The organism is Streptomyces sp. MP131-18 (assembly GCF_001984575.1).
Taxonomy (GTDB): domain Bacteria; phylum Actinomycetota; class Actinomycetes; order Streptomycetales; family Streptomycetaceae; genus Streptomyces; species Streptomyces johnsoniae.
In genome coordinates this window covers 4,260,522-4,286,050 of the sequence record NZ_LZNS01000001.1, presented here as the reverse complement: position 1 = coordinate 4,286,050, position 25,529 = coordinate 4,260,522, and the positions used below count along the sequence as shown (strand labels likewise).

Here is a 25,529-nt window from a genome sequence, read left to right as displayed (position 1 = left end):
CATGGCCTGGTGGCAGATCCACCGACGCACCAAGCACGAGGTCGTTGATCTCGGAGACGGCTCGGTCCGCTACCGGCCCGCTGGCACAGCCGTGCTTGCCTCGGCCGCGCTGGTCTCCCGGAGCCAGGTTCGCGCCGCCGTCGGTCGCAAGGAGGGCTGGCAGGCTCAGGCGTGGGAGCTGTACGACGCCGTTCCGGAGATCCATTCCGGCACGCGGTGGGCCGCGAACGCTTGCAGCCGGACGCGGCTCTACGCCGGCAGCATCGATCCGGACGGTTCCTCCGAGCCTGTCCCGGTCGACGCCCAGGACGCGGATGCTGACCCCGAACTGGTGGCTCGTCTGCTGGCCCCGCTGGAGGAATTGGCCGGAGGGCAGACCGGACAGTCAGAGATGCTGCGGCGCCTGTCGATCCACCTCGATGTTCCAGGCGAGTCCTATCTGATCGGCTTCGACGCGGACGGCGAGCGGCGCTGGCACATCGCTTCCCCGGACGAGGTCACCACGCTGGGAGCCGACCGGGTACGGGTACAGCTCCCGGACGGGCCGACCGCCCGGATCGACCTCTCCCCGGAGTCCTCGACCATCGTGCGGCTGTGGCACCCGCACGCGAGACTGGCCTACCGGGCCGACAGCCCGATGCACGCGCTACGCGACCCGCTGCGCGAGCTTCAGGGCCTGTCCGCTCACGTCATCGCGACGACGGACTCCCGGCTCGCCGGAGCCGGTCTGCTGCTGGCCTCGCAGGATGTCGTGCCCGCTGCCCCGACGCAGAGCGACGGGCCCAACCCGATGCATGGTTCACCGGTCGCCGAGGCGCTGCTGGAATCCATGGCCGTACCGCTGAGGGACCGCGATTCAGCTGCGAGCATCGTGCCGCTGCTGCTGACCGCGCCCGGGGAGGTACGCGACAAGCTCCAGCACCTCACCTTCGCCACGCCGCTGGACGAACAGATCCTGCCGCTGCGCGACGCCGCGATACGCCGGGTCGCCATCGGCATGGACATGCCGCCGGAGATCCTTCTGGGGATGGGGAATGTCAACCACTGGGGGCAGTGGCTGATCGAGGAATCCGGGATCAAACTGCATGTCGAGCCCAAGCTCGGGTTGATCTGCGACGCGCTCACCACGAGCTGGTACCGGCCTGCTCTGGAAGCGCTCGGCGTTCCCGAGCCCGGCCGGTACGCGGTCTGGTACGACACTTCCGACCTTCGCCAGCGCCCCAACCGCGGCCCAGAAGCAGCCCAGGCTCATGAGCGCGGTGTGCTCAGCGATGCCGCCTATCTCAGAGAACTCGGCTTCTCGACGGAAGACATGCCGGACGAGGAGGAGCAACGCCGTCGCCTGTTGCTGCAGCTCGCCCTTTCCACTCCGCAGCTCGCGCCAGCCGCGCTGACCGCGCTGGGCATGGCAATACCCGGCCTGGACCAGCCGGCACGGACGGAAGGACCCCGCGCCCCGGTGGCATCTCGTCCCGAGCCGGCCGAGCTTCCCCGCTCCGGCCCGCCTGAACCACCGGCGGTGGTAACCGCCTCCGCCGCTGACATGGAGTGGCGGACCAACTGCCTGGACATGGCTGTACTGCGAGCGCTGGAACGAGCCGGCCAGTGGCTGTTGAACCGAGGAAGCCGCAGCCTGCGCGGCCAGTACCGGGATGTGCCGCTGCACCGCATTCACGTCGTGCTGGGCGCAGAGCAAGACCAGCTCGACCAGATGCTCGCCGGTGCCTACAGGGAGTTCATCGCGGCCACCCCCGAGGAGCACTGCCTCCACCAAGCCATCGATCACTACGTCCGCGCCCTCTTGTTGGCTCGCGAGGACCACCACCGCGACTACCTGGCCCGCGCCATCCAACAAGCCGGATGCGATCAGGCGGCGTGATGCGCGATCACTCGTCGCTGCCGGGCGCATCAGACCGAGAGTCGAAGGAGGAGAAGGTTCATGCGTAGCCCGTGGACATCCTTGAGAGCCGCCGCGCTGCCCATCTCCGTCCAGGACGACGGCACCTGGGAAGGACCGATCACCTGGACGAACACCTGGTCCGCTGACGGCCGCATGCTCACCCCGTACGACGAGGTGCCGGTCCGGCCGCTGCCGCTGAGCGTCGGCGTGCAGTGGCGCATCGATGAGGGTCATCGCGGCGCGGAGGTGGGTCTGATGCGCCTGGATGAAGTCTGGCGGGACGGGGATGCGGTGTGGGGCCGCGGCCAGATCGACATGGAGGACCCTGACGGGCCTCGGCTGGCCCGCAAGATACGCGAGGGGTACCTGCGGTTCGTCAGCGCGGATGTCGACAGCGTTCAGCCCCGCATGGTGTGTGTCGGCGACGACGGGCAGATTTTCCCAGACTGCGACCCGGTGGAGAGCGAGGGCGAGTCCGGCGAGCTGTGGGACCGCTGGCGCATCATGGGCGCGACGTTGCTGGCTCACCCTGCCTTCCCCAACGCGCAGATCGACATGGCCGAGCCTCGCGCCACGCCGGAGGGCCTGCCGTCAGAGGGCCTGGCGGACGCCGTCGCTGTCCCCACTGTGGCCGGTCTGGCGGTCAAAGCGTTGGACACCGGTCGAGTGCTGCTGATCCAGCGCGCTCTCGCCGAGGACGATCCGGCGGCCGGAACCTGGGAGTTCCCCGGCGGACACATCGAAGAGGGCGAGACGCCTCTCGACGCCGCGATGCGGGAATTCAGCGAGGAGACCGGCGTCGCGCTGCCGTCCTCAGCGCCCATCGCTGGTGAGTGGACCTCCGCGAACGGGGTGTACCGCGGCCACATCGCCTTGGTCGACGCCGAGGCGGACGTGCCGCTGAACATGGACCACGAGGACCGGGCTGTGCTCAACCCGGATGACCCGGATGGCGACAGCATCGAAGTCATCGCCTGGTGGGATATCGAAGGACTGTCGGAGATGCCAGCCCTGCGGGACGAGGTGCGTGGCACTCCTTGGGACCTGCTGACGGCCGCCGGCGCGCCGACCGCCCAGAACCCGCCAGAGGCTCCGATCGCGGCGTCCGGCGCTGTGCTGGCGGTGGATGTCACGCTGCCGTGGGCACCGCGGGAGACACAGTGGGACGGCGCGGCCGCGATGAACCGCGTGCGGCAGTGGGCCGCTCCCGAAGGGAGCGACCAGTTCGACCCGGGTCAGATGTCACGCGCGTTCCTGATCGCGGACGGGCCGCCGCAGAACGCGACCAGTTACCGGTTCGGTGTAGCCGACGTCATCGACGGGGAACTCAGGCTGGTCTGGCGAGGCGTTACCTCCGCGCAAGCCGCGCTCAACGGCGCGCGCTCCGAACCGGACATCACCGAGCAGCAGCGGCAACAGGCTCTCAACGCCGTGGCGGACCTGTACGAGGCGGCGAGCATCGCGTTCGACGATCCTGACATCACCATCGGATCAAGCCAAGACGAAGCACGCGTGGCGCTCCTGGCCGCGGCGGTCACTGATCTGGTCGTGATCCGCGAGCCGGAGGGCAACGTCTGGCGCCCACCGCGCCACTGGCTCGCCGACCCGCAGCTCTCCGGCTACACCCGACCGGTGGTGGAAGCCTCCGGGCGCTTGTACGGCCACATCGCCGACTGGACGGCCCAGCACATCTCATATCCCGGACAGGCCATCACCCCACCCCGCTCGTCCAGCGGATACCGATACTTCCTGCGGCGAGCGATAGAAACCGACACCAGCGAGATCATTCGCGTCGGTCAGCTCACCTTCGCCAGCCGGCACGCCCACCAGCGTCTGTCGGCTGCCGCAGCTATCGACCACTACGACAACACCTGCGCCCAGGGAGCGGTCGTCGCCTGTGGCGAGGACGCCCACGGTATCTGGGTCGCCGGGGCGATTCTGCCGCACCTGCGGGTGCCCCAGACCAACGCACTCGGGATCACCGACTGGTCCGGCGACTGGCGCGTGATCAACGGGCAACTGGAAATGGTCGGCGCGCACGCAGTCAACACACCAGGGTTCCTGGAGATTTCGGTCGATCTGCCGGAGGAAGAACGGCAGGCCCTGGCCGCCTCCGCCACCGTGGACTACCAGCCGCTGTTGGCCCCGCTCGAACAGCGCGACACAGCCGGTCGCCCCTGGGCGCTGATCGCCGCCGGTATCCGACCCCGCTCCCTCGACGAGCCGGAGGGCCTCTCCCCGAAGGCGTTCAGCCGACTTGTCGATGCGGTCGAGGCGGAACACGCCCGCCGAGCGGAGTTCCGCCGCCGGGTTCAAGACGCGCATCGATCGATCCAGGCCCTACGCGTTCAGACCGCGTCCCGCCGCGTGCGCCCGCCACGGAGACTCACGCCCACCACTGTCGCAGCCGACTCCAAGGAGGATGATCCAGCGCCCGGATTCGGGGCTGCGGTTCCGTCATTGAACTGGGTGGATGACGTCGGCGGGCTCTCCGCGTACATCCGGGACATTGCCGACGGTTTCATGCGTGAGGAGATGACCGAGTCCCGCGCCTGACGGTGGCGTCGGCATGGGAGCGGTGAGATTGATCATGGTCGAGGCCAGCCGGCTCTCCGGCTCGGGAGCCACCTGTGAGGGCCTACTCTGCTGTGGGTGAGGAACACCAAGGCGTTTAAGGAAGCGGTAGCGCAGACGCTTGCCGAGCTGGCCCGGCGAGGAGTCACTGTGCGGTCTGGGACGGTCGCGGACGTCATCGAAAAGAACGTCAACGCGGTGGCTGAACAAATGGGCATCCAGGTGCGTTCCGCCTGGCGGTACTTCGACGCCGCCGGGCTCGCCGAGACGATCGCCCAGCAGCACCGGGACTTCAAGAGCGGCAGCGCGGCCCACGGGGTGGGGCAGGCGCCCATGCCGCCGATCGACAACCCCGAGTTGGCGCTGATCCTGGGGAGCGTTCCCGATGCCCTGGCCGAGACCGGCGGCGACCTGTACGCGGTGGTTCTGAACGCGATCGTGAATGCGTGGCTGGCTGGTCACATCCACGGTGAGGATGGCTGCCCCGGGTGCGACGGCAGCCGCGGATCGGCCGGCCACGACTGGGACGCGCGTATGAAGGGCATCACCGCGCAGGTGCCCGACATCATGAAGTGGTTCGACCGCGACAAGTGGACCGCTGCTCTCCATGACAGCGGGTTCAACGTCACCCGCCGTTGACAGGGTGTGCAGGTGCTACTTCGCCCTGGCTAGTCGCCGGAAAATCAACAAAGTAGGGCCTGAACTGCGATAATGGCATTCCGCCCCGGTGGTCTCCCCGTACAGCCGGAGCGGTCACGTCTCCGTCGGGCGGGACGGGAGTTCCGGCCAAAGTTCCGGGTTCGGGCGTGTGCGCCGGGCTGCTGGCTAGCGTAATCGTCGTCTGTCTGCTGCACGACGAGAGGACCGCCTGTGCCCGAACTGCCCACCCCGACGCGGCTGTCGCCGATCCGTGATGACCATGCCTGGCACTTCCCGGACATCAACGGCCACCGCACTCACGTGCGGCTGCGGGTGTGGCCGACGAACGACGGCGGTCATCTGGTGATTGCCACCGACCTGGAGCTGGGCGCCGGGCTGATCAACGCGGCGGAGGCCCTGGTGCGGGCCTGTGTGCGGGAGTTCGGCCCGCCGGTGACGGTGGTTCGGCACTACCCGCCGTACGGGGGGCCGGCGCCCGATCACGACACCTTCGACGTGCTGCCCCTGGACGAGAAGGGCATCGCCCGGCCGAAGCGGTGCACCGAGGAGATCCTGGAACTGCTCGGGGCGAGCGTCGTGGGCTTCCCCGGGGACGCTCCGCCTGGCCCGGCTGACGCCGATACCCCTGTGGTGCCGCCGCAGAGCGTCCAACTGGCCAGGCTCGTGGCCGCTGGACTGCGGCTGACCCAGACCCGGGTGACCCAACGCCTCGCCAACGGCTACCCAACCCAGCACGGCCCGGTGGCCGAGCCGGACCTCGACGCGATCAGTCAGCTGCGCCTCACCGCTTCCGTGCTGAACCACCTCGCCCACTTCATCGGCGGAATCGTCACCGACCCGGACAGCACTCCTGCCGGCGCGAAGCGGGAGAAGAAGCTGGAGAAGATCGTCGACACGCTCGTGAAGCAGGCGTGGGAGCTAACCGAGCTGTGCGACGGCCTGTTCGACGAGGAACGCGAGCGGAAGCCGTAGCAGGCCCCGGCCCGGCCGGCGCCCACCGCTACGCCCACGGAGTCGACCTGCCGGGCTGAGCCCCCGCCGAGCGCGCCATCACGTCCTGGTTGTCCCGACGAACACGTACACGCGCCTACCCTGCCAGCCCCGGAAACGAGGAGGCAGGTCATGGCGTGCGGTTGCGGAGGACGTCAAGCGGCCAGGCCGTTGCTGGCCAGTGGTGTGCCCGTCGCCTGGCTCCACACCGATCAGCACGGTGGGCGCGTTCCCTACTACGACCAGAACCTCGCGCTGCTCGCCCAACACCGGAACGGCGGCAAGGTCGAGAAGATCAACACGAGGACCAATGAGGTTCTGGAACTGGTCGTGCCGCCAGCGGGGACCTGAACTGTCGCCTGACCCCTTCGAGAGGCGACGGGCCCAACCCGCCGAGGCGTGACGGGCGCGTACACGCGCCTACCCTTCCCAGCCACGACCTCTGCTCTGCTGGCTGGTGGGCCGAGAGCTCGACGACACCCCTGCGAAAGGGGCTCGCGTGAGCTTCCTCGACAACCTGCTGGCCAGGCTCGCTGATGAACCGGTCGAGCAGCACGCCGACATCATCCGCTCCGCTTTGGCCGAGGCAGCCGATCTCGATCTCGTCGCTCTGACGGCGGACATCCACGCCCGCTTCAACGAGGCCACCGTCGAGGACAGCCTGGTCAACGACGCTGCGGTGGACTCCCTGGAGACACTGGCCCGCGTCGCTGACGGCGTTCACGAGTACACCGCTGCTGTCGAGGAGCGCGTACAGCGGATAGCGGACGCCCAGGCCCGCATCCAGGCCCTCGCGCCCCCGCCTCCCTCGGAGCCTGCTGCCGATCCGGAGCTGGAACCGACCGGTCCGGAGCCGGTAGCTCAACCGGAGGCCCCTTCCGCTGAGGCTGACGCGACCGGTACCTCCGCTCCGGCAGGTCCCTCCGACCCGCAGCCTGCCGCAGCGGGTGCGGAACTCTCCGTCTCTTCCGGCCGAGTGCCGATTTCGGCACCGCCTCGTGTCCCGCTGGGGCTGCGTTCCACGCCGCCGCCCCAGCAGCCGGACGACGCCGAGTCCTGGCAGGACTCCTACACCCTGATCGCCTCGGCCGATGTAACTGGCGGCGGCGGTCGGCAGGTAACCGCCGGGCAACGCCTGGAGACCCTGGGGGCCTTTGGCTCGGTGTGGGAGGAACGGCTGAGGCCGCTGATCAACTCACGCAGCCGGGACCGGCAGCAGATCCCAGTCGCGCGCCTGATCCGCGCCTCCCCGGACGAGGTCACTGTCCTGGACCCGACCAACCATGACGAGGGCCTTTCGAAGATCGACTTCGTCACGGACGAGTCGCGGCTGGAGGGCGGCTCACTGGTCGCGGCCGGCGGCTGGTGTGCGCCCAGCCTCACCCTCTACGACCTGACCGAGCTGCGTATCACCGATCAGGGCATGGTGGATCTGCCGACGCTGACCGCAACCCGTGGTGGGCTGAGATACCCGGCCGAGTTCGACTGGGCCGAAATTTGGGGCAGTGTCGGCTTCCATCAGACCGAGGCCCAGGCTGTCGCGGGAGAGAGCAAAGCGTGCTTGGAAGTCCCGTGCGATGACGACTTTGTCGAGTGCCGCCTGGATGCGGACGGGGTGTGCCTGCGTACGCCGATCCTGACCCAGCGCGGGTGGCCGGAGCGCATCGCGCGCTTCACCGAAGGCGCGCTCGCGGTGCACAGCCACAAGATGAACGCCTGGCAGCTCGCGCGGATGGAGGCATTGTCCAGGCCGGTCGCCCTCCCTGCAGTGGGTACCCCGGACCCTCAGGCGGCAGTCGTGGATCTGCACGGACCGGGCGCGGTGGAGTCGGTGCTGTCGATTCTGGAGCACCAGGTCATGCAGCAGCGCTACCGCGAGCGGCTGGCGCCGAACGCGACGCTGGAACTCATCGCACCGCTGTGGTTGAAAGGGATCTTGAAGAGCGACTTGAGGAAGAAGGCCGGCATCGACAACCGCTGGTCCATCTCTGATCAGCAGCTCGACGCCTACCTCCGCAACGCCGGGGTGGCGCCGCAGTGGGTGTACGACTGGCAGGACGCTTACGCCGACGGCGATGAGGCGGGATTCGGTGGCCGTCTGGTGCACACCGCGTGGCCGACCGAAGTGCGCGTGCTGTTGTACCCGGCCGGCACGTTCTTCCGCCTGCAGGCAGATGTGATCTCGCTGGACGGGGTGTACGACCACGACGGTCTCACGCACAACGTTTTCACCAGCCTTTTCACGGAAGAAGGCGTCCAGGTCTGCATTCGAGGCGGCACCTCCTACGCCCTGACGATCCCGCTGTTCGCCAACGGCCTGTCCGGCGCCTTCCAGTCGGTCACCTACGCCGCCCCCGCTCCTGTCCCCGCCCTGGCGGCCTGACTTCTTCTCAATCCAGCGGCTCGGAGCTGCGCGAGCGCACCTTTCTTCCCTTGTGCTGCTCGGCTCCGTCACCCAGCTCCGGGCCGCCTCGCTGGACCCATCTGGAGACGCAATGACGATCCCGGTCCCGGGAAGTGTGGAAGTCGACCCGCCGCCCCTTGAGACCTACACCTACGGCCTGCTCAGCGTGGCTCGGGTCATCACCGAGGACGGCCGCTGGCAGCTCGACGGCGTCACCTACGCCACCGATGCCTGTGCGCAAGGCGGGCACGTGATCGGTTCCCGCCCGCAGCCCGCGCCCGGAGGCACCAGCCACGACAAGCCTGAGGCCGAGGGGGTGACCTGGGTCAACGGCGGCGGACCGTTCACGGTCTACACGCGGCTGGAGTGCTCGACGGTCGGTTTCGCTGACCCCGAGGGCACCGCGTTGCGCCGCCTGCATCTGATCGAACCGCGCGAGGTGGAGCGCGTCTTCTCGCTTCAGATCGCCGATGTTGACCCGCGGCTTCCCCTGGGCACCGAGCCGGTTCCGCTTCTGACCGCACTCGGGGCGTTGGAGGCTGACGCGGCCCTGCACTATGCCGGGCGGCCTACCGTTCACGCTCCTCGCTGGACGCAGCCGCACTTCGCGGCGGCGCGGCAGGTGACGCCGAACGGACCGATGATGCGAACCGAGCTCGGCAGCCGCATCGCGTTCGGGGGCGGCTACTTCGACGACCCCTCAGAACCCGCCGAGCCGGACCCCGTCTCGGGACGGTGCTGGCTGATCGCCACCGGCACCGTCACCGCACGCCGCAGCGCCCCCTTCGCCCACCAGGCCGTCACCCCGGAAACCAACACCCGTATCGCAATCGCGGAGCGCACCTACGCGTTGGACGCCGACTGCTACGCCGCAGCCGTCCTTCTCCAGCTTCCCTCCGGAAGCAGTGAGTGGTGATGGCGGCCCTCAAGAGCCTGCCGGCTCCTCGAACAGCCGGTAGATCCGCAACCCACCCACCCCTCCCGGGCCCTCGGACAGCTCCCCTCTTGGGCCGGAGGTTGACGACTCGCGGCCGCACCACCCCGGAGAACGACCTCCGCCCGCTGCCGCTCACCACGGCCCTCAATGAAGGAGTACGTCATGCCTGAGGCACGTCTCTACCGTGGCCTCGTCGCCCGTTTTACCAGGCTTGATGTGTGTGGCCGCCCCGTCTACGGCGAGTGCGGCCAGATCGTCACCCGCGGTTTCGTCAGCGTCTCGCAGAGCGCGCAGTTCACTGAGGGTGAAGAGATATCCCAGCCCGCCGCTGACGGCGGGACCTGCCTGAACATCCCCGCCACCAACACATTCTCCCACTACGAGCTGGAGATCGTGCTGTGTGCGGTCAACCCGGTGCTCGCCCAGATCATCGACCCGAGCGTCGAGCTGGTCCACGACGGCGAGGAGATCATCGGCTACGACACCGGCGACAGCTCGGGCCTGTCGACCAATGAGGTCGGATTCGCACTGGAGCTGTGGATGGCGGTCAGCTCCGAAGACGATGTGTGCACCGGCAGCGTCGCACAAGGACGCTGGGGCTACCTGCTCTACCCCCGCGTGGTCGGCGCCTCCGAAGGCGATCTCGAAGTGGCGAACGCTGCGCTGACCACCACGTTCACTGGGACGACCCGCGCCCCGAACGGCTGGCGACGCGGTCCCTACCAGGTCTGGGCGGACGCCAACGGAGTTCCCGGTCCGCTGCCTCAGCCGATGCCGCCCACCAAGCACCGCCGTCTCATCCCCGTCACCACGCTGCGTCCGCCGGAGCCGGAGACCGAGTGCCTGCCGGTGGACCGTCCCGTGCCCGACCCGGCCGACCTGTACGTCACCGGCGTCGTCAACGAGACGCCGCGCCGCACCGTCCGACTGCGGGCGGACAACCATGGCCTCGGCCCCGTGCTGGTGACCTGGGCGGACGGTTCCGAGCCGCAGCAGGTTGCCGACGGCACCTGGGTCACCCACACCTACGAAGGGGACGGCGAGTACCCGATCACCGTCGCGGACGCCCAGACCCCGGTAGTCACCGCCACTCGGTCCGTGACGATCCCGCTGCCGGCCGACGAACCCACCCTCACCCTCAGCGGCGACAACCCCGACAACCCCTTCGAGATCACCGCGACCATCGGCCTGCCCTCGCACGCCAACCGCACCGCCACCGTCGACTGGGGCGACGGCACCGCCGCCGAGGAGGTCACGGTCAGCGCGGCAGGCACCGTCTCTGTCCTGCACACCTACCAGTTCCCGAACATCTACTACGTGGCCGCCCGGCGCGGAGACCTGCCCACCTACCGCACCCGCGAGGCCATCCGCGTACCCGTCGCCCAGGCGCCCGCCGCCGAGGTCGAAGCCGACCCGGACGACCCGACCGGCATGACCGCCGTTGTCACTTACGACAACACCGGCAACGGCCTGGTGGCGATCGACTGGGGCGACGGCACCCCGGTGCAGCAGGTGCCCGAGTCCGGCACCGCCGAGCACGCCTACACCGCCCAGGGCGACTACACCATCCGTGTCGCCTCGGTCGCCGAGCCCACCGCGGCCGTCGAGCTGCCGGTCACCGTGCCTCTCGGCCAAGACGAGCCGGGCCCGCAGGTGACCGCCGCCGCCGACCCGTCCGACCCCAGCGGCATGACGGTCCAGCTCGACATCGACAACACCGGCGCCGGGCAGCCCACCGAGCCGCAGGCCACCGCAGGAGCGGACACCTCCGATCCCAGCGGCATGACCATACAGCTCGACATCGACAACGCCACCACGGCCTGAAGGAGAAGAATCGCCATGGCTGGACCGACCACGATCGACTGGGGCGACGGCAGCCCGGTGGAGAACGGCCCCGAGCAGGGGCAGGTCTCCCACCAGTACGCCACCCCCGGGGCGAAGACCGCCGTCGTCGCCGACGCCGACAACCCCCAGGCGCGCACCGAAGTCACGTTCACCCTGCCCTTCGACGTCGGGGGCGAGCCGGAGGAGATGGAGGTCACCGCCGGCGAGGACACCACCGACGCCTCGCGCATGACCGCCTCCATCACCGTGGACAACCGAGGCCAGGGCCCCGTGACCCTGGACTTCGGCGACGGCACCCCCGCAGGGTCCAACTCCGGTGACGGCCAGGAGGCGACGCCCCACCCGTACGCGGCCCCCGGCGACTACACCGTCACCGCCAGGGACGCCGACGACACCACCCGCACCGGCACCGCTCAGGTGACCGTGCCGTTCGGCGAGGTCGCCGACATCACGCTCACCATCGAGGAGGACACCGCCGACACCACCGGGATGTCGGTGAACGCGCTGATCGACAACCAGGGCAATCAGGCGCTGGTCGACTTCGGCGACGGCACCGAGCCGCAGACCAACCCCGGCGACGGGCAGACGCCCACCGGTCACGCGTTCACCACCCCGGGCGACTACGCCGTTACCGCCACCGACACGGTCGACGCCTCCCGCACCACGAGCCAGCAGGTCACCGTGCCGTTCGACGGCGGCGGGACGGAGCCAACCGCCCAGGCAACCGCCGACGCCAGCGACCCCACCGGCCGCACCGCGCTCCTGTCCTACAGCGGCTTCCCCGCCGACAGCACGGTGGCGATCGACTGGGGCGACGGCACGGCTCCGGAGACCGGGCACCCGGCCGAGGGGGAACTCACCTACGCCTACGCACAGGACGTCACGGGGACGGTGACCATCACCCTCACCTCCGAGACGGACCCACAGCTTCGGGCCAACGCCGCCTTCACCCCCGGTGAGGGGGCTCCCGCCGAGCCGACGGTGACTGCGGAGGCCGACCCGGCGGACGCCACCGGCCGCACCGCGCTGATCACCCTCTCCGGATTCCCGGCCGCGGACGCGCTGACGGTGGACTGGGGCGACGGCACACAGCCGGAGTCGCTGCCGGCCGGCACGGCTGAGGCGACCCACGCCTTCGCCGAGAGCGTCACCGGCGAGGTGGCGATCACGGTCACCAGCCAGGCCGACCCGTCCGTGACAGCCAGCGCCACGTTCACCCCGGGCGGCGGTCAGGAGCCCCCGGAGCCGACCCTGACTGCGGAGGCCGACCCGTCCGATGCCACCGGCCGCACCGCGCTGATCACCCTCACCGGGTTCCCGGCGGAGGCGGACATCGAGGTGGACTGGGGCGACGGCACGCCGGTCACTGTCGTTCCCGCCGGGCAGACGCAGTCCACCCACGCCTACGACGAGAACATCTCCGGCGACCAGACGATCACGGCGACCTCGACCGCCGACCTGGCCGTGATCGCGAGCACCACGTTCACCCCGGGCGGTCAGCAGCCGGGAACCGGCCCGCAGTTCACCGTCGCCCCCGGCCAGGCGGCGAACTCAGCTGTGATCACGGTGACCGTGACCGACAGCGAGACCTACACGATCCAGTGGGATGACCAGCCGGTCGTGGACGTCCCGGCCAGCGGCGTCACCGCGGAACAGGTCCTGGCCCCCGGCGCGCACACCGTCACCGTCTGCGTGTCCGGGGCCGAGCCGGCGCGCTGCACCGAGCAGCAGGTCACCATCCCGCTGCCAGCCGCCGCGCCGCGCAGCCGCCGGTCGAGTCGGCCAAGGAGGCGATAGCCCATGCCCCGTATGACCGGTACCTACCTCGTCGTCCATCCCGACACCCGAGCGGCCGTGCTCCAGCGGGTGATGTGGTGGGCGCAGGAAGACCGCAGCCGCATCCGGTACCACATCGGCAACCCGGTCTCCTACGTCCACATCCCGGCCGAGGTGTTCGCGGGCGACCACGGCGACCTCGTCCTCGCCGAGGGTTCACAGCCGATCGAGCCCGGCATCGACCGCATGGTCTGGGTGGAGCCGACCGTCTTCGAGGTGGACGGGATCCACCCGGATCACGGCATCGAGTACGACATGGTCGTCGAGGGCCTCGGCGCCAAGGGCGAGCCGACCACCGACACCATCGTCATCGCCTGGGACTACTCGGGAAACTCACAGGAGCGTACCGAGCCGGACGGCTGGGTGCTGCGCTACCGGGCCCAGGCCACCGAGGACGAGCCCGAGCACGACTGGCTGAAGAAGGAACTGCGCGGCTACGAACGCGTCGTGCCGATCCGCCGCCTGGAGCCGGACACCACCTACGAGTTCAGCGTCCAGGGCGCGGTCGGCCACGGCTCGGCACGCGTGCTCACCGCTGCGACGGTGCCCATCACCATCGCTACCGCAGCCCCCGACCAGGACGGGAACGAGGAGCCGCAGCCCCCGGCTCCGCCCGCTCCCGAGCCGGAACCTGAGCAGCCCCAGTCCCCGCCTCCGGGCCAGCAGACCCCGCCGCCACAGTCGCAGCCGCGGCCGCAGGCGTCGGCACGCCGCTCCGAGCCGAGACGCGCCAGCAGCCCGGAGAAGAAGGAGACGGAGCCGAAGTAGCTGCCGGTTCGGCCGGCACCACTCGGTGCCGGCCGAACCGCAGACATAGATGGAGAGAGCCATGCCGGATCAGGTGCAGGACGGTCCCTGCGCCCCGTGGCCGGTCGATCCGTCCTGCTGCCCCGGCTGGCCGGACGACCCCGGGGAGTGGACCGAGGATCACCTCGCGGCCGTGCAGGAGGCCACCGACGTGCTCTGGCGGCTGACCGGAGGGCGATACGGGTTGTGCGAGGAGGTCGAACGCCCCTGCGGCATCCGGTGCGCGGCGTCATCCCCCGGCAGGACGTCTCCCGGGCTCGGCGCCGGGCACTGGGGCGAGACGCCCTGCGGCTGCGGACAGACGCGATGCGGGTGCACCCCCCGCTGCGCCATCTACCTGCACGGGCCGGTGCACAGCGTGCTCGCCGTACGCCACGCCGGCACTGAGTTGCCAACCACCGCCTACGCCGTGCTTCCTCGGGCGGTCGGCGCGCTCCTCGCACGTACGGACGGGGCGTGCTGGCCGCACCACCAGGACCTCACGCTGCCGGACACCGCCCCGGGAACGCTTTCCGTCACCTACCTGCGCGGCCTCGAGGTGCCCATCGGCGGACGCCGCGCGGTCGGCCGCCTTGCCTGCGAGATCGACAAAGCGTGCACCCCAGGCGCCACCGGCTGTGCGTTGCCGCGCGGCGTGCGCACCGTTCAGCGCGAGGGCGTGACCTACGACATCGTGCCGGACGGGGACTGGGCCGAGACGCTGCGCACCCACATGCCGCACATCTACTCCTGGGTCCAACTGGTCAACCCCACCCCCGGCCAGCAACGCCCGGCCGTCTACTCCCTCGACCTTCCCCCAGCGCCCCTGTCGCGTCGCTATCCCCCAGGAGCCAAGCGATGACCCAGCCAGTCGAGCACGAGCCTCTCCTGCCCCCGGACGCCGACCCGCTCCTCGGCCCGATCCTGTCCGGCCTGCACGCCTGTCTGTGCGCAACGCTGACCGCAGCCGAACGGCCGGTCTGCTCCTGCTGCCTCACCTGGGGCGAACGCCTCCCCGCCCTGGACTGGTGCGGCTGCGACTGCGACGGCGGCCACGGACAGGCATGGGTGCGCTGGATCCGCCGCGACCCGGTCGCCGACCTCGCCGGAAACCGGCGCACCTCCCGCGGCTGCCTGTCCTGGCGCGGACGCCACGTAATCGAACTCGGCGTGACCCGCTGCGTCGCCGTCACCGCCCCGGACGGCCAATCAGCCCCGGACTGCCAGCAGCGCGCGGCCGAGTTCTGGGGCTTCCTCGCCGACGCCCGCCTGCTCCGCGAAGCGGTGGCCTGCTGCTCAGCCCTGCAGGACGTGACCGTCGAACCCGACACCGAACGCCCCCTTGGCCCCCAAGGTGGCTGCGCCGGAGTCCTGCTGACGATCACCGTCGAGGCGTAGACGAAGGCGATGCGCGGTGAGGGGGAAGACCGGCACGTCCGCGGCTCGGCCGGTACGCAGGTAGCGAGTCGGCCACCACAGGACGAGCAGCAAGAGACTGGGTGATCTGCGATGAGCGAGATCCGCATCGAGCTGGACAACGGCGTGATCGACCGTGAACTGTCCGCAGCAGGCTGGGTCGGCACCATGGTTCGAGAGGTCACCGAGGCGGTCGAAGCCTCCGCACGCGCGCGCTGTCCAGGCAACGGCCCGCTCCGTGCCAGCATCCAGTCCGAGATCACCGACCGACCGGGAGAAGTGCTGGGTGAGGTGTTCAGCGACCTGGACTACGCGCGGTACGTTCATGAGGGGACCGGTGTGTATGGGCCGCGCCGACGACCGATACGCCCCGTTCGACGGCAGGTGTTGACCTGGCGGGACTTGGGCAGCGGCGAACGTGTCTTCGCGCGGCAGGTGGAAGGTCAACGCCCACGGCCCTTCCTGATGGACGGCCTTCTCGCCGCCTCGCCGTGGCCAGTGCGGCGGGATTGACACAGGCAGCACCGATTCCGCTAAAGGAATGTTGAAAACCGGTTCTTTGCACGCTACCGGAGGGTGATTCATTGTGGAGCTCGCCGCCATGAGGGGTTCTGTATCACGCCGGATCGGCGAGGCTGTCGACCTGGGTGAGCCGGAGCGGGAACGAAGCCCAGAGGGGTGTTACCTCGATTGACCGGTGTACGGTCTGACCAGCTGCGAGGTCGGCGAACTCCTCGCCGGTCAGGTGGATCACGGGGCCGGGCGCTACCAGGCCAACGTCGGGGTGCCGCTCCATCCACCCCCCATCACAGAGCCCCAAGGGCCAGCGGCCCATGCCGATGAGGTTCAGGTCCAGAAAGACCGGCTGTCCGGTGCGGAGTTCGGCGACAGTTCCGGACTCCAGAACGGCCACGACTCCGCGGCGACCATCCTCGTCGACAAACTGCCTTCCGACTGCTGATGGCTGCTGTCTCTCCGTCACGCTTCTCCTCCATCTGGTGTGCGCCGAGACGACGCTCACGTCATCGCCGGTCCAGCGGCCGGTCTCATACGTCAGGCCGTCGATGCTCGGAACGTCAGGCCCGTGGTGCGAGGGAGGTGACACCGGCGCTACGCCGAACACCGCCTCTCGCGCGAAGTTAGGACTTCGTCGGCTCACGTCACAGACGAACTCGTGGTGTGAGCGAAGGCGCTGAGCGTCGCAAAGTCGGGGTCACGCAGGCCCAGTCGCGCATCGACATGATGGAGCAGCGCCGGCTTTCGGTGGTGTGCGGCGACGTAGGTTCGGTCGGTGTCGCTCAGCTCGTCGTCAATCCAGGCGAAGGGCCTGTCGGAGGCGTTTACCAACTGGCCTGTGAGTGTTCGTGTCCATCGTTCGGGTGTTCTCTACTGGCGACCCGTGCCGGTTAACCGACTCTCTCCGTTCCTTTCGATACGTGAGGGAGATCGATCGGGGAGGCAGGGGTGGCACGTAGTCGAGTGGTCCTCGGGGACCTGCGGGTGCAGGTGCTCGAGAGGGCTGGTGGTGGCAGGTCGTACACGATCGTGGGGCCGGACTGCACGGTCGACGCGGAGGCGGACTCGTATCTGCGGCCGTTCGAAGGGTCGGGGTCGCAGAAGACGTACGCCTACTCGTTGGTGGATCACTTGCGGTGGCGGATCCGGGAGGGGCTGACCACCGAGACGATCACGATGAGTGACCTGCACCGCTACATGGGGGCGGTGGGTGCCCACGTGCCGATGCCCTACGGGCAGCCGTGGCGGGTGCCTCCTCAACGTCCGTACGGCGCCTCGGCTCTCCAGGTCGCGGCGGCATGTCTCAAGGGCTTCTACCTCAACGCGTGCGCCAGCAAGGGCGTGAACAATGAGCTGAGGGAGGCCCTTGCGGTCACTCGGCTGCCGACGAGGGTGGACCGGGACCGGGCTCTGTTGGGGCACGTGAAGACGTCGATGGCGGCCAACCCGTTGGCTCCGAAGCGGCCGCCGCGTCGTCGGCACCCGAAGATGCTGCCGGACGGGGCCAAGGAGGAGTTGCGAGGCGTGCTGAACACGGCCCGCGACGAGATGGTCCTGCAGTGGCTGTCGGACACAAGCCTGCGACCGGGCGGGCTGGCTGGGCTACACCTGATGGACCTGCACCTGCGGGAGAACGCGGCCTGCGGCGAATGCAAGAGCCCTCACCTGCATGTCTGTCATCGCTGGGGCAACCCGAATCGGGCCGCCGCGAAGATCAAGCCGGACTGGAAGGCGGTCGACGGGGTGATCACCGGCGGGGAGATCTACCGCGCCAGCCCCGCCATGATCAGCAGCTACTTCAAGTACATGACGACGGAGTACGCGGCGTACGCCACGGGGCACGGGATGCTGCTGATCCAGCTGGCCGGCCCGAACCGTGGAGAGCCCTGGAGCGCGGATGCCGCCCGGGGGATGCTGCGCCGGGCCGGCCGTAGGGCCGGGCTGCCCGGGAGGATCACGCCCAAGGCGTTTCGCCACCAGATCACCAACGACGTGCTGGACGTCACGAACGGCGACTCGATGGTGGCCAAGGCCGTCGGGAACTGGGCGTCGGCCAGGATGGTCGATGAGGTCTACGGCCATCCCGACCTGCACTCGCCCGAGTTCACGGCTGCTCTCCAGGCCGTCTGGGGTGAGGACGAATGACGCACCCTGCACCGGCACTGCGGGCCTTGCCGGTCATCGTTCCCGGGCGGGACGGACGCACCACGCGGGACCGGTTGGAACTCCTCACCGCCTTGATGGACGCGCCCACCTTCGACCCGCTGTTCCGCCCGGACGTCATCAAGGTCCCCGGAGACCATCCCGTCTATGGATGGATCTGCGGTGTTCCGGAGTGCCAACGGGGACGGGAGGCCACGGCCGACTTCTGCTTCAACCATGATGTCGAGTGGCGGAACCTGAAACGGGAAGGCCAGGGGCTCAACGCCTTCCTCCAAAACGCCCGGCCTTTGCCGACCGTGTCATGGCACGACCCGCCGGACTGTCTGATCTGTCCGGGGATTCCGGCGGCCAGCTCGATCGGGTTGTGCAAGCTGCACGTGGACCGCTGGTATCAGCACCGTCTGCGGCAGCAACGGCAGGGACAACCTGCCGAACTCGACGTGTGGTTGGCTTCCGAGTCCGCATTCGTGCCGTTCGGCCAGTGCCGGGTCGATGTCTGTCCCGACCAGGCCGTGAGCCCTCTGGGGCTGTGCAGTCGGCACCGCTACCGCTACAAGAGCGAGGGGCGGCCCGGCGGCGCCGATCTCCCGAAGAACTGGGGCAGATGGCTGGCCGACCTCGGCAAGCCCGTCCCGGTGACCTACACCGATGAAGCCCGATTCCGGCGGTGGTGCACCGAGACCGGCCCGATCGCGCGGATGAACGGCTGCCTGAGCCTGCTTCGTCTGCGTCCGCTGGTGAAGCGTGAGATCCAGTGGTCGATGTTCCAGCACACGCAGATGCCCGTGGAAGGCAACCCGTGGCCTGTCCAGTGGCTCCAGCACGTCGCGGAGGACTGCCGTCGGCAGGGGGCCGACTCGCTGGCGGATCTCGACCTCGGACGCTGCCGACAGGTCTCACGCAAGATCGTGAAGACGATGCTGCGCTATCTACGCCTGATCTACTTCACCCGGCAGGACACCAAGGACGCGGGCTTCATCGATCTGGGGCACTTCGGCGTCCGAATCGAGGAATGCGACGGCCTCTTCGACCTCAGCGGCATCTCGCAGCGCTGGCTACGTGACCTGCTCTGGGAGTCTCTGGCAGACCGACTGGTTAAGGCTCCTCCCCGCAGCCGGAACCCCCTCGAGACCAGACGGCGCGGCTGCATGGAACTGAGTGCCTACCTTGAGGCCCAGGCGCCGGAGGGCGGTCACGACCCCACGCTGCTGACCGCGGACCACATGATCGACTTCCTCACCGACCAGCGCCACCGCGCCGAACATGGACTGCCCTCGCTCGCCTTCCCCACCCGAAGAGGTGGCCAGAAGCCGACCAGGATGACGAAAATGTCCGTCGGCCAGCTCCTCAACGGCCTTCGCCAGCTCCTTCGAGAGGCACTCGAGTCGGGCGAGGCCGAACGCGCCGGACTGCACCGCACGTTCACTGTCGCGCTCCCCACCAGCGGCATCAAGTCCGGGCGCCGGCGTCCCTTCCCCGACGACGTCGCCCGTGCCCTCGCCCACCCCGACAACCTGGCCCGCCTGGCGGCCGGCGATCCCGGCGACAGGGGCCTGCGGGATGCCTGGGAGACGCTCGTCTTCACCGGCCGGCGCTGCAAGGAAGTCCTCAACGCCCGCTTGAACTGCATCAGCCGCCACAACGGAGTCCCGCTGTTCTGGCACGACCAGACGAAGGTCGGCAACCTCGACGCCGCGATCCGCATCCCCGAACGCCTCTACCAGACCATCGAGCGACGGCAGGCCACCACGATCGCCCGCTTCGTCCAGCGGCAAGGGCACGAGCCAAACGCCGAGGAGAGGTCGCAGATCGCGCTCTTCCCGCGGCGGACCGCCAACCGCGAATGCCTGAAGGGCGTGAGCTACGGATGGTTCCACCGCCTCTTCCGCACATGGGTGATCTCCCTCGACATCGGACACTGCGTCCCGCACCAGACGCGGCACACCCTGGCCACCCAGCTCCTGCGCAACGGCGCCGACCTCACTCACGTCAAGCGCTACCTCGGCCAGGTCTCCGAACGAATGGCCGAGCACTACGTCCATCTCGCCCACACCGATTCCCGGCTCAACGACGCCCTCAACGCCATCTGGGTCGCCGGTCCGGGCACCCCGGAACCAGGAACCTTGCTGACCACCGGCGAGCCCATGACCAGGGAAGAAGCCGAAGCCATGCTGGTCGATCTCACCCGCAAGTCGACACCGGCCGAAGGAGGCTTCTGCACCTTCCAGCCCGTCGTCGACGGAGATGCATGTCCCTGGAAGCTCAACTGCCACAGCTGCGACAAGTTCGTCATGACCGGCGCCGACCTCGTCTACTGGCACCGCAAACGGGAGCAGTGGCGGATCCTTGCAGAGCGGGCCCCGGACAGCGCGACCGCGGACTACCTGCACGAGGCCTTCGAGCCCACCGCTCAGGCAATCGCCGGCCTGGAAAGAGCACTGGAAGCTGTCGGCCTCCTCGAGGAAGCCCTCGCCCTCGATCTGCGACGGCCCCAGGACTACTTCGGTCGCGTTTGGAGCACCGCGTTCCGGGCCCAGGAACTCGCCCGCGAGGACACTGGGACAGCCGCATGAGCTCCGGACCCGAATCCACCAGGGCCGCTATCGCAGCCCGTCGCCAGCAGACCCAGACCAAGCTCGCCCAGGTCGAGAAGGCTATCGGCCAGCTCCGCCGCGAACGCGGACGCCTGACCGTCCGCGCCATCGCCGAACGAGCCGGGGTGTCCGCCACGTTCCTCTACGAGAACACCGACGCTCGCGCCATCGTGAAGACCGCACTCGCCGATAGCCGCAGCCAGCGCGACCGTCTCGGGCAGGAACAGCACGAGCGGATCGAGGCGTCCTGGCGGGAGCGTGCCTTGAACGCCGAGGCCGAGCTGACCCGCACCCAGAACGAGGTCTTCGCCCAGCGGCAGCGGATCGGTGAGCTCATGGGACAGATCCGCGACTTCGACCAGATGGTCCCCGGCGAGTCCGTCCAGCAGCTGGCCACCGAGAACACCACCCTCAAGCACCGTATCCACCAGCTCACCCAGGAGCACCGCAAGCTCCAGGAACGGATCGAAGGCGCCCGCTCCAACCTCCGATTCGCCGAGAAACGCATCGCCGACCTCGAAGCCCAACTCCTCGAATATGGACAGACATGACCACCTCGACTGGCTTCCCGAACCGACTCGACCGTGAACAGGTGTGGCGGCGCTTGGCCGACCTGGCCGCGGACGGTTTCTGGACTTATCACCTTGGTCTGCCGACTGGCGCGATCGCTCACGAAGCGCGGCGTTCCCCCGTCCTGAACCCGTACAGTCTTGCCATGCAGGAGGCAGTGATCGGAGGGCTAGGCACCATCATAGGTGCCCTAATCGGCGCTTGGGCGGCAACGAAGGCTCGCACCCCAACCAAGGCGCACGTCATGCTCGTTGATGTCGCCTTGGTTGAACCGCGCAACCTTGAGCCTGCGGAACGGGCCAGCCTAGGCCAGCCTCTCCCAGAGTTAATCATCGACGTCAAGCTACTTAATAACGGTGGACAGCCAGCGTATGTTCATGCCCTGAAACTGGAACTCTCCGAAATTATTTACCACACAGGTACGGAGATGCCTCGGCTCCGGGATCCGTCGGAGGACATCCTGAGCAGGGCGAACCTGACAGAATGGTCGGCAAGATACGGGGCTTATGTCCGCGCAGAGCAACTTATTCGCCAACTGCCGAAAGAAGTGCTAGTTCCTATACCACTTTCCCAAGAGTTGAAACCGAGCAGTGTAGACAGAGTGTGTCTAGATTGGTCACCTTCCTTGTCTACGTCGCAGTGGCCGGCCGTTGCTTCATTCAAGGCGCGCGTGACCGTTGTCTATAACGCGACAAGAGTTGCCGCTTTCAATGAAACGCTTCAGTCGCCGGTTCTATTTTATCCCCGAAGGGCAGCCATCAACTACCTCCGCTCCGAACTTGGGAAGCTGCTGGCTCAATGCCAGGAAGCGTGGACATTGCAGGAGTTGGAGGCGTTGAGGAGTAGGGGTTTGTCCTCAGAATCGCCACGGCTCCTCAAATGGCGAGGGCGCGAGATGGAGCCGTTGGAGGCGGTTCGTAGCTGCCTGGACGCGCATGAGCGACATCTTCGTGAGCTGGTCGATGTCTATGCAACTGCAGGTGGGAATGAAAGTGATCAGGCGCCGCAGATCGAGGAGGAGATTGCGGCGATTCCTGATTTGCGAGATGCACTTGGCGTGAGTGGTGGGAGTGGGTCGTGAAGACCCGCTCGCGGCTCACTCTTGCTTACTCGTCGTCTCAGGTAACGTGCCCTTCTCGCTGCCGATCCTAGAATACCTTCTTGTTTTACATGCCCTGCAGTGAACAAATTCCCCTGCCGACTCCAAATTCGTCAGAACCGTGTACGGAACAGCGAGAACCGGCCCGCCAGACTGAATGACGGTCCCCATCCCGCACATGCCCGCGACGCATCTGCGCACCTCGGCATCGAAGCGAACGCCCTAGCAGTCGGTAAAGCCGCGTGCGCGACAAGGTGGCGCGTCTTCCAGAACGTCCCGTCTGGCCCCGCGTCATGCATCGTGGGCCAGTCCACAACCGGCAGCTCGGGCAGCCCGAGGACCGGAGAGATGAACGTGTTCGCCTCGTCGCCCCAAGTGGTCGCCCAGATCAGGTCGTATACCTCGGCCAGTTGCAGAAGTTGTCGGCCGTGGCTGGGGTTGAGCCAGATCCGAAGTGGCTTGATGTACACCCGGGGCTTTCCCGGGTGCTGGGCGATCCAGCTCTCGGGCCTCACCCGGTGTGTCGTATAGCCCTCTGGGCGACGCTCCGGCTTCGCAGCGTACGGATTCAGCGGGCCGTCCACGTCAAGGTAGAGAAGGGGCCGACTCACGACGGTGCTCCTCCCTTGCAAGTTCATCAGGTCGTTCAGCGTAGCGGCGCCCTCCGCTGCTGTCGGATGACGGCTACGGAGGGAGCCGCTCGACCCCCGGCGGTTCCAGACGGGCACCATGGGCGAACCCGCGTCGGCGCCCCAGCCGAGACCGTCTACACCGACCGCAGTCGGCCGGTCCCCCGAGGGGCGCTGTGCGGGGGGGTCTCCCGGGAAGCACGATTACACGCCTACACCACGCCCCTCAGTCTGCGTCCAGAAAGAGACGCCCGGGGAAATAGGTGTGGAAGACGTTCAGCGCCTCAGGCCATTCCCGCATGGAACGAGGGCTCCAATACTTGACCATGGCGAGATACAGCGTTCGCAATGCTGATGCCTCATCGGGAAAATAGATCCGCACATTGGAGACTTTCCTGATTTTGGCGTTAAGCGATTCGACCGGATTCGTCGAACTCACGATGCGACGCACGTGAAAGGGAAGCTCCAGGAACGGACTGATGTCCGCCCAATCCTTGCGCCACAGTTTGACGATGGCCGGGAATCTTTCGCCCCACTCATCTTCAAATTCCTCCAGCGCATCCATAGCGCGCATCATCGTCGGAGCATTAAAAACTCTTCTCAGGGCTGGCCCCACTTTCGCCCAGTGCCGCTGCTTTCCCGCCAGCTCCCAGCTTCGACGCACCAAGTGGACTATGCAGCGCTGGACCAGCGCCTCTGGCCAGACAGTGTTCACAACCTGCGGCAGCCCAGGCAGACCGTCACAAGCCAAGAGGAGAACATCAGAAACCCCACGGTTCTGAACCTCGGTAAGGACCCGTAGCCAGAATCGGGCGCTCTCCGCTCTGCCGTCACCAACCCACAGGCCGAGAATGTCCCTGCGCCCGTTGACGTCGATCGCAAAGACGACATATACCGGCCTGTTCGCCATCTCAGTCCCTCGAATTTTGAGCCGGATGGCATCGACCCACATCACCACATAGACAGAGTCCAGTGGCCGCTGCAACCATTCTGACATCTCCGGGTCGGCGCTGCTCGCCATGGCAGCGATACGTTCCGAGGGGACGACAACTCCATGCTGCCTGCGAAAATGTTCGGCAATCGCCGCATAAGACAGGCCCAGCGAGACGAGGGACAGCACCTCCTCTTCCGGCCCGGCGTACTCTTCCTCGGGGTTTCCCGAGATAGTCATGACCACTTCCTTGAATCAGATTGAAACGTTCCCGGAGGGGCGTGCGCGACGCCATTCGGACGGCCACTTGGTGATCAACGTGAATCTCGCTCGCTCGGTGGACGGTTTGGACAAGCAACCAAGCCGACAGCTCCCATTTTAAGAGTTTTGAAAACCGGTTGTCAACATGCTTATACGCCTTGGGGGCCGCCGGGAGTTGCAACAGAGTGCCAAGAAGTGGTGGTGAGCCAGCGTCGACGGGATGCCTCACTGCTGCTTGGCCGCTCGAGCGCACGGCTCTCCACCGCAGCCATCCAGCGCGCCGCGGCGTACACGCCTCTACCCTCCCGCGCGCAAGCCGCTGGCTGGTGGGCCGGGCTCCCGAACAAGGGGGAAGAGCTGTGCCTACCGACTTCGTCATCGATGCCGATGCTGGCTATGCCCCGGACGATCTACCTCCCGTTCCCGTCCGGATCGACGGGGAGGTGTACCAGGCGCACTGCCCGAAGGACAGCGTCGGCCTGATCCTGGCGGAGCTCCAGGAACGTGCGAGCGACCCGGCCGCTCAGCGCGAGGCGGTCCATCAGATCCTCCAGAGCCTGTTCACACCAGAGGATGCGGACCAGCTGCTGGCGAAGGTGCTCGACCTGGGCAACCGCCGCGTCACCCTGCGATACGTCCTTCACCTGCTCAACCTCGTCAGCGAGCACTACGAGCCCGACCTCCGGGCACAGCGCGAGGAGATGGGCTTGGCCGAGCCGGAACCGAAGCGGCAGGCGACGGCGGCCAAGAACGCGGTCCGGAAGAAGGGCAAGGGAACGCGCACCCCGCCGCGCGCGCGGGCATGAGGTTCGGCCCTGCCGGTGCGGGGCGCCTGTGGTTCACGGTCGACGGCGTCGAGTACGCGCTCGATCTCCCTGACGACGGCAGTGTGCTGGCCGGGATCGCCGCCGCCGGCCAGTGGCCCGAGATCGTTCCCGGCCTGCTGGCCGCTGAATGCCGGGGGGTGTGGATGTCCGAGCTTCGTGACCCGCTCGGTCCGATCAGCTGGCGGACGACTTGGCGGATCGCTACTGGTCTGGCCGAGGAGATCTACGGGATGCCGTGGTGGGCGGCGATCCGGTTGTGTGCCACCGCGCAGTCCCGCTGGCGCGACTTCGCAGCGTGGACCGTGACACACGGGTTCGACCCGGCGGGCGCGCCGGCGCATCGCATCTGCGCGGCCGTGCTGGCGTGGCTGCGTGCGGCATGCCGGGATGAGAAGGATCTCGTGCGGCTGGAGCAGCGGGTCTTCACACCGCCGCCGGAGATGATCCGGGCCGGCGCGCGTCCGCCCGGATTCAGCGACGCTGACCTGGCACAGCAGGCCGCCGAACTCGCCGCTCTCGCCGAGCACGAGGACTTCGCGGACGGCTGACACCCCCGTACACGCGCCTACCCTTTACGCGGGTAGCCGCTGG

At 68.0% G+C, this 25,529-nt stretch carries 21 protein-coding genes and 2 pseudogenes; 19 read left to right on the top strand and 4 right to left on the bottom strand.

Annotation, left to right across the window (positions count from 1 at the left end; translation table 11 throughout):
• The first annotated feature begins 1 nt into the window (after nt 1).
• The 13 genes from STBA_RS19305 (at nt 2) to STBA_RS19250 (ending at nt 15,861) form a co-directional block, all read left to right on the top strand.
• Nucleotides 2-1,879: a hypothetical protein gene (locus tag STBA_RS19305; protein ID WP_077060446.1), complete on the top strand. Its 1,878-nt coding sequence runs from the start codon at nt 2-4 to the stop codon at nt 1,877-1,879.
• Between the two features lie 60 nt (nt 1,880-1,939).
• On the top strand, nt 1,940-4,456 hold the full coding sequence (locus tag STBA_RS38360; RefSeq protein ID WP_216355941.1) for an NUDIX domain-containing protein: 2,517 nt from the start codon (nt 1,940-1,942) through the stop codon (nt 4,454-4,456).
• 96 nt (nt 4,457-4,552) lie between these two features.
• Complete coding sequence (locus STBA_RS19295; protein WP_253194834.1) at nt 4,553-5,113, top strand: hypothetical protein; 561 nt, start codon at nt 4,553-4,555, stop codon at nt 5,111-5,113.
• 231 nt (nt 5,114-5,344) lie between these two features.
• Nucleotides 5,345-6,106, top strand: coding sequence for a hypothetical protein (locus STBA_RS19290; RefSeq protein WP_077060443.1), 762 nt, complete (start codon nt 5,345-5,347; stop codon nt 6,104-6,106).
• Between the two features lie 204 nt (nt 6,107-6,310).
• Nucleotides 6,311-6,475 carry a hypothetical protein gene (locus tag STBA_RS37245; protein ID WP_216355940.1) on the top strand — a complete coding sequence of 55 codons (165 nt, stop codon included), beginning with the start codon at nt 6,311-6,313 and terminating at the stop codon, nt 6,473-6,475.
• A gap of 148 nt (nt 6,476-6,623) precedes the next feature.
• Nucleotides 6,624-8,507 (top strand): major capsid protein, encoded by a 1,884-nt coding sequence (locus tag STBA_RS19285; protein WP_077060442.1) that lies wholly within the window; start codon nt 6,624-6,626, stop codon nt 8,505-8,507.
• 52 nt (nt 8,508-8,559) lie between these two features.
• The gene (locus tag STBA_RS19280) at nt 8,560-9,444 is read left to right on the top strand and encodes a hypothetical protein (RefSeq protein WP_253194832.1); all 885 of its coding nucleotides are present in this window, start codon (nt 8,560-8,562) and stop codon (nt 9,442-9,444) included.
• A 183-nt stretch (nt 9,445-9,627) separates the two neighbouring features.
• Complete coding sequence (locus STBA_RS19275) at nt 9,628-11,289, top strand: hypothetical protein (RefSeq protein WP_143659521.1); 1,662 nt, start codon at nt 9,628-9,630, stop codon at nt 11,287-11,289.
• Between the two features lie 15 nt (nt 11,290-11,304).
• The gene (locus STBA_RS19270) at nt 11,305-13,107 is read left to right on the top strand and encodes a hypothetical protein (protein WP_077060439.1); all 1,803 of its coding nucleotides are present in this window, start codon (nt 11,305-11,307) and stop codon (nt 13,105-13,107) included.
• 3 nt (nt 13,108-13,110) lie between these two features.
• Nucleotides 13,111-13,914: a fibronectin type III domain-containing protein gene (locus STBA_RS19265; RefSeq protein WP_107485076.1), complete on the top strand. Its 804-nt coding sequence runs from the start codon at nt 13,111-13,113 to the stop codon at nt 13,912-13,914.
• Nucleotides 13,915-13,975: 61 nt separating this feature from the next.
• Nucleotides 13,976-14,794, top strand: a complete 819-nt coding sequence (locus STBA_RS19260; RefSeq protein ID WP_077060437.1) for a hypothetical protein — start codon at nt 13,976-13,978, stop codon at nt 14,792-14,794.
• On the top strand, nt 14,791-15,330 hold the full coding sequence (locus STBA_RS19255; RefSeq protein ID WP_077060436.1) for a hypothetical protein: 540 nt from the start codon (nt 14,791-14,793) through the stop codon (nt 15,328-15,330). Before STBA_RS19260 ends, STBA_RS19255 begins: the two co-directional genes overlap by 4 nt.
• A gap of 111 nt (nt 15,331-15,441) precedes the next feature.
• Complete coding sequence (locus STBA_RS19250; protein WP_077060435.1) at nt 15,442-15,861, top strand: HK97 gp10 family phage protein; 420 nt, start codon at nt 15,442-15,444, stop codon at nt 15,859-15,861.
• A gap of 103 nt (nt 15,862-15,964) precedes the next feature.
• On the opposite strand, the gene STBA_RS19245 is transcribed toward STBA_RS19250, so the two are convergent.
• Nucleotides 15,965-16,330 (bottom strand): hypothetical protein, encoded by a 366-nt coding sequence (locus tag STBA_RS19245; RefSeq protein WP_143659520.1) that lies wholly within the window; start codon nt 16,328-16,330, stop codon nt 15,965-15,967.
• A 173-nt stretch (nt 16,331-16,503) separates the two neighbouring features.
• Nucleotides 16,504-16,695: pseudogene (locus tag STBA_RS38890) on the bottom strand (hypothetical protein); the annotation flags it as partial.
• Nucleotides 16,696-16,812: 117 nt separating this feature from the next.
• Between STBA_RS38890 and STBA_RS19240 the strand changes: the two are divergent.
• Genes STBA_RS19240 through STBA_RS37240 form a run of 4 tightly spaced genes read left to right on the top strand, consistent with a single transcriptional unit; the run spans nt 16,813 to nt 22,272 of the window.
• The gene (locus tag STBA_RS19240; RefSeq protein WP_077060433.1) at nt 16,813-18,009 is read left to right on the top strand and encodes a tyrosine-type recombinase/integrase; all 1,197 of its coding nucleotides are present in this window, start codon (nt 16,813-16,815) and stop codon (nt 18,007-18,009) included.
• A complete protein-coding gene (locus STBA_RS35805; RefSeq protein ID WP_253194830.1) occupies nt 18,006-20,600 on the top strand; it encodes a tyrosine-type recombinase/integrase in 2,595 nt (864 codons plus the stop codon). The genes STBA_RS19240 and STBA_RS35805 overlap by 4 nt, the downstream gene beginning before the upstream one ends.
• The gene (locus STBA_RS19230; protein ID WP_077060432.1) at nt 20,597-21,172 is read left to right on the top strand and encodes a DUF6262 family protein; all 576 of its coding nucleotides are present in this window, start codon (nt 20,597-20,599) and stop codon (nt 21,170-21,172) included. The genes STBA_RS35805 and STBA_RS19230 overlap by 4 nt, the downstream gene beginning before the upstream one ends.
• On the top strand, nt 21,169-22,272 hold the full coding sequence (locus tag STBA_RS37240) for a hypothetical protein (protein WP_143659519.1): 1,104 nt from the start codon (nt 21,169-21,171) through the stop codon (nt 22,270-22,272). The genes STBA_RS19230 and STBA_RS37240 overlap by 4 nt, the downstream gene beginning before the upstream one ends.
• A 254-nt stretch (nt 22,273-22,526) precedes the next feature.
• Here STBA_RS37240 and STBA_RS38885 read toward each other — a convergent pair.
• Together STBA_RS38885 and STBA_RS19220 are read right to left on the bottom strand one after the other, a co-directional pair.
• Nucleotides 22,527-22,928: pseudogene (locus STBA_RS38885) on the bottom strand (hypothetical protein); the annotation flags it as partial.
• A gap of 217 nt (nt 22,929-23,145) precedes the next feature.
• Nucleotides 23,146-24,090, bottom strand: coding sequence for an IS256 family transposase (locus STBA_RS19220; protein ID WP_077060431.1), 945 nt, complete (start codon nt 24,088-24,090; stop codon nt 23,146-23,148).
• Between the two features lie 380 nt (nt 24,091-24,470).
• Between STBA_RS19220 and STBA_RS37850 the strand changes: the two genes are divergently transcribed.
• Both STBA_RS37850 and STBA_RS19210 read left to right on the top strand, forming a co-directional pair.
• On the top strand, nt 24,471-24,917 hold the full coding sequence (locus STBA_RS37850) for a hypothetical protein (RefSeq protein WP_077060430.1): 447 nt from the start codon (nt 24,471-24,473) through the stop codon (nt 24,915-24,917).
• Nucleotides 24,914-25,486 (top strand): hypothetical protein, encoded by a 573-nt coding sequence (locus STBA_RS19210; protein ID WP_077060429.1) that lies wholly within the window; start codon nt 24,914-24,916, stop codon nt 25,484-25,486. The genes STBA_RS37850 and STBA_RS19210 overlap by 4 nt, the downstream gene beginning before the upstream one ends.
• Nucleotides 25,487-25,529 lie beyond the last annotated feature (43 nt).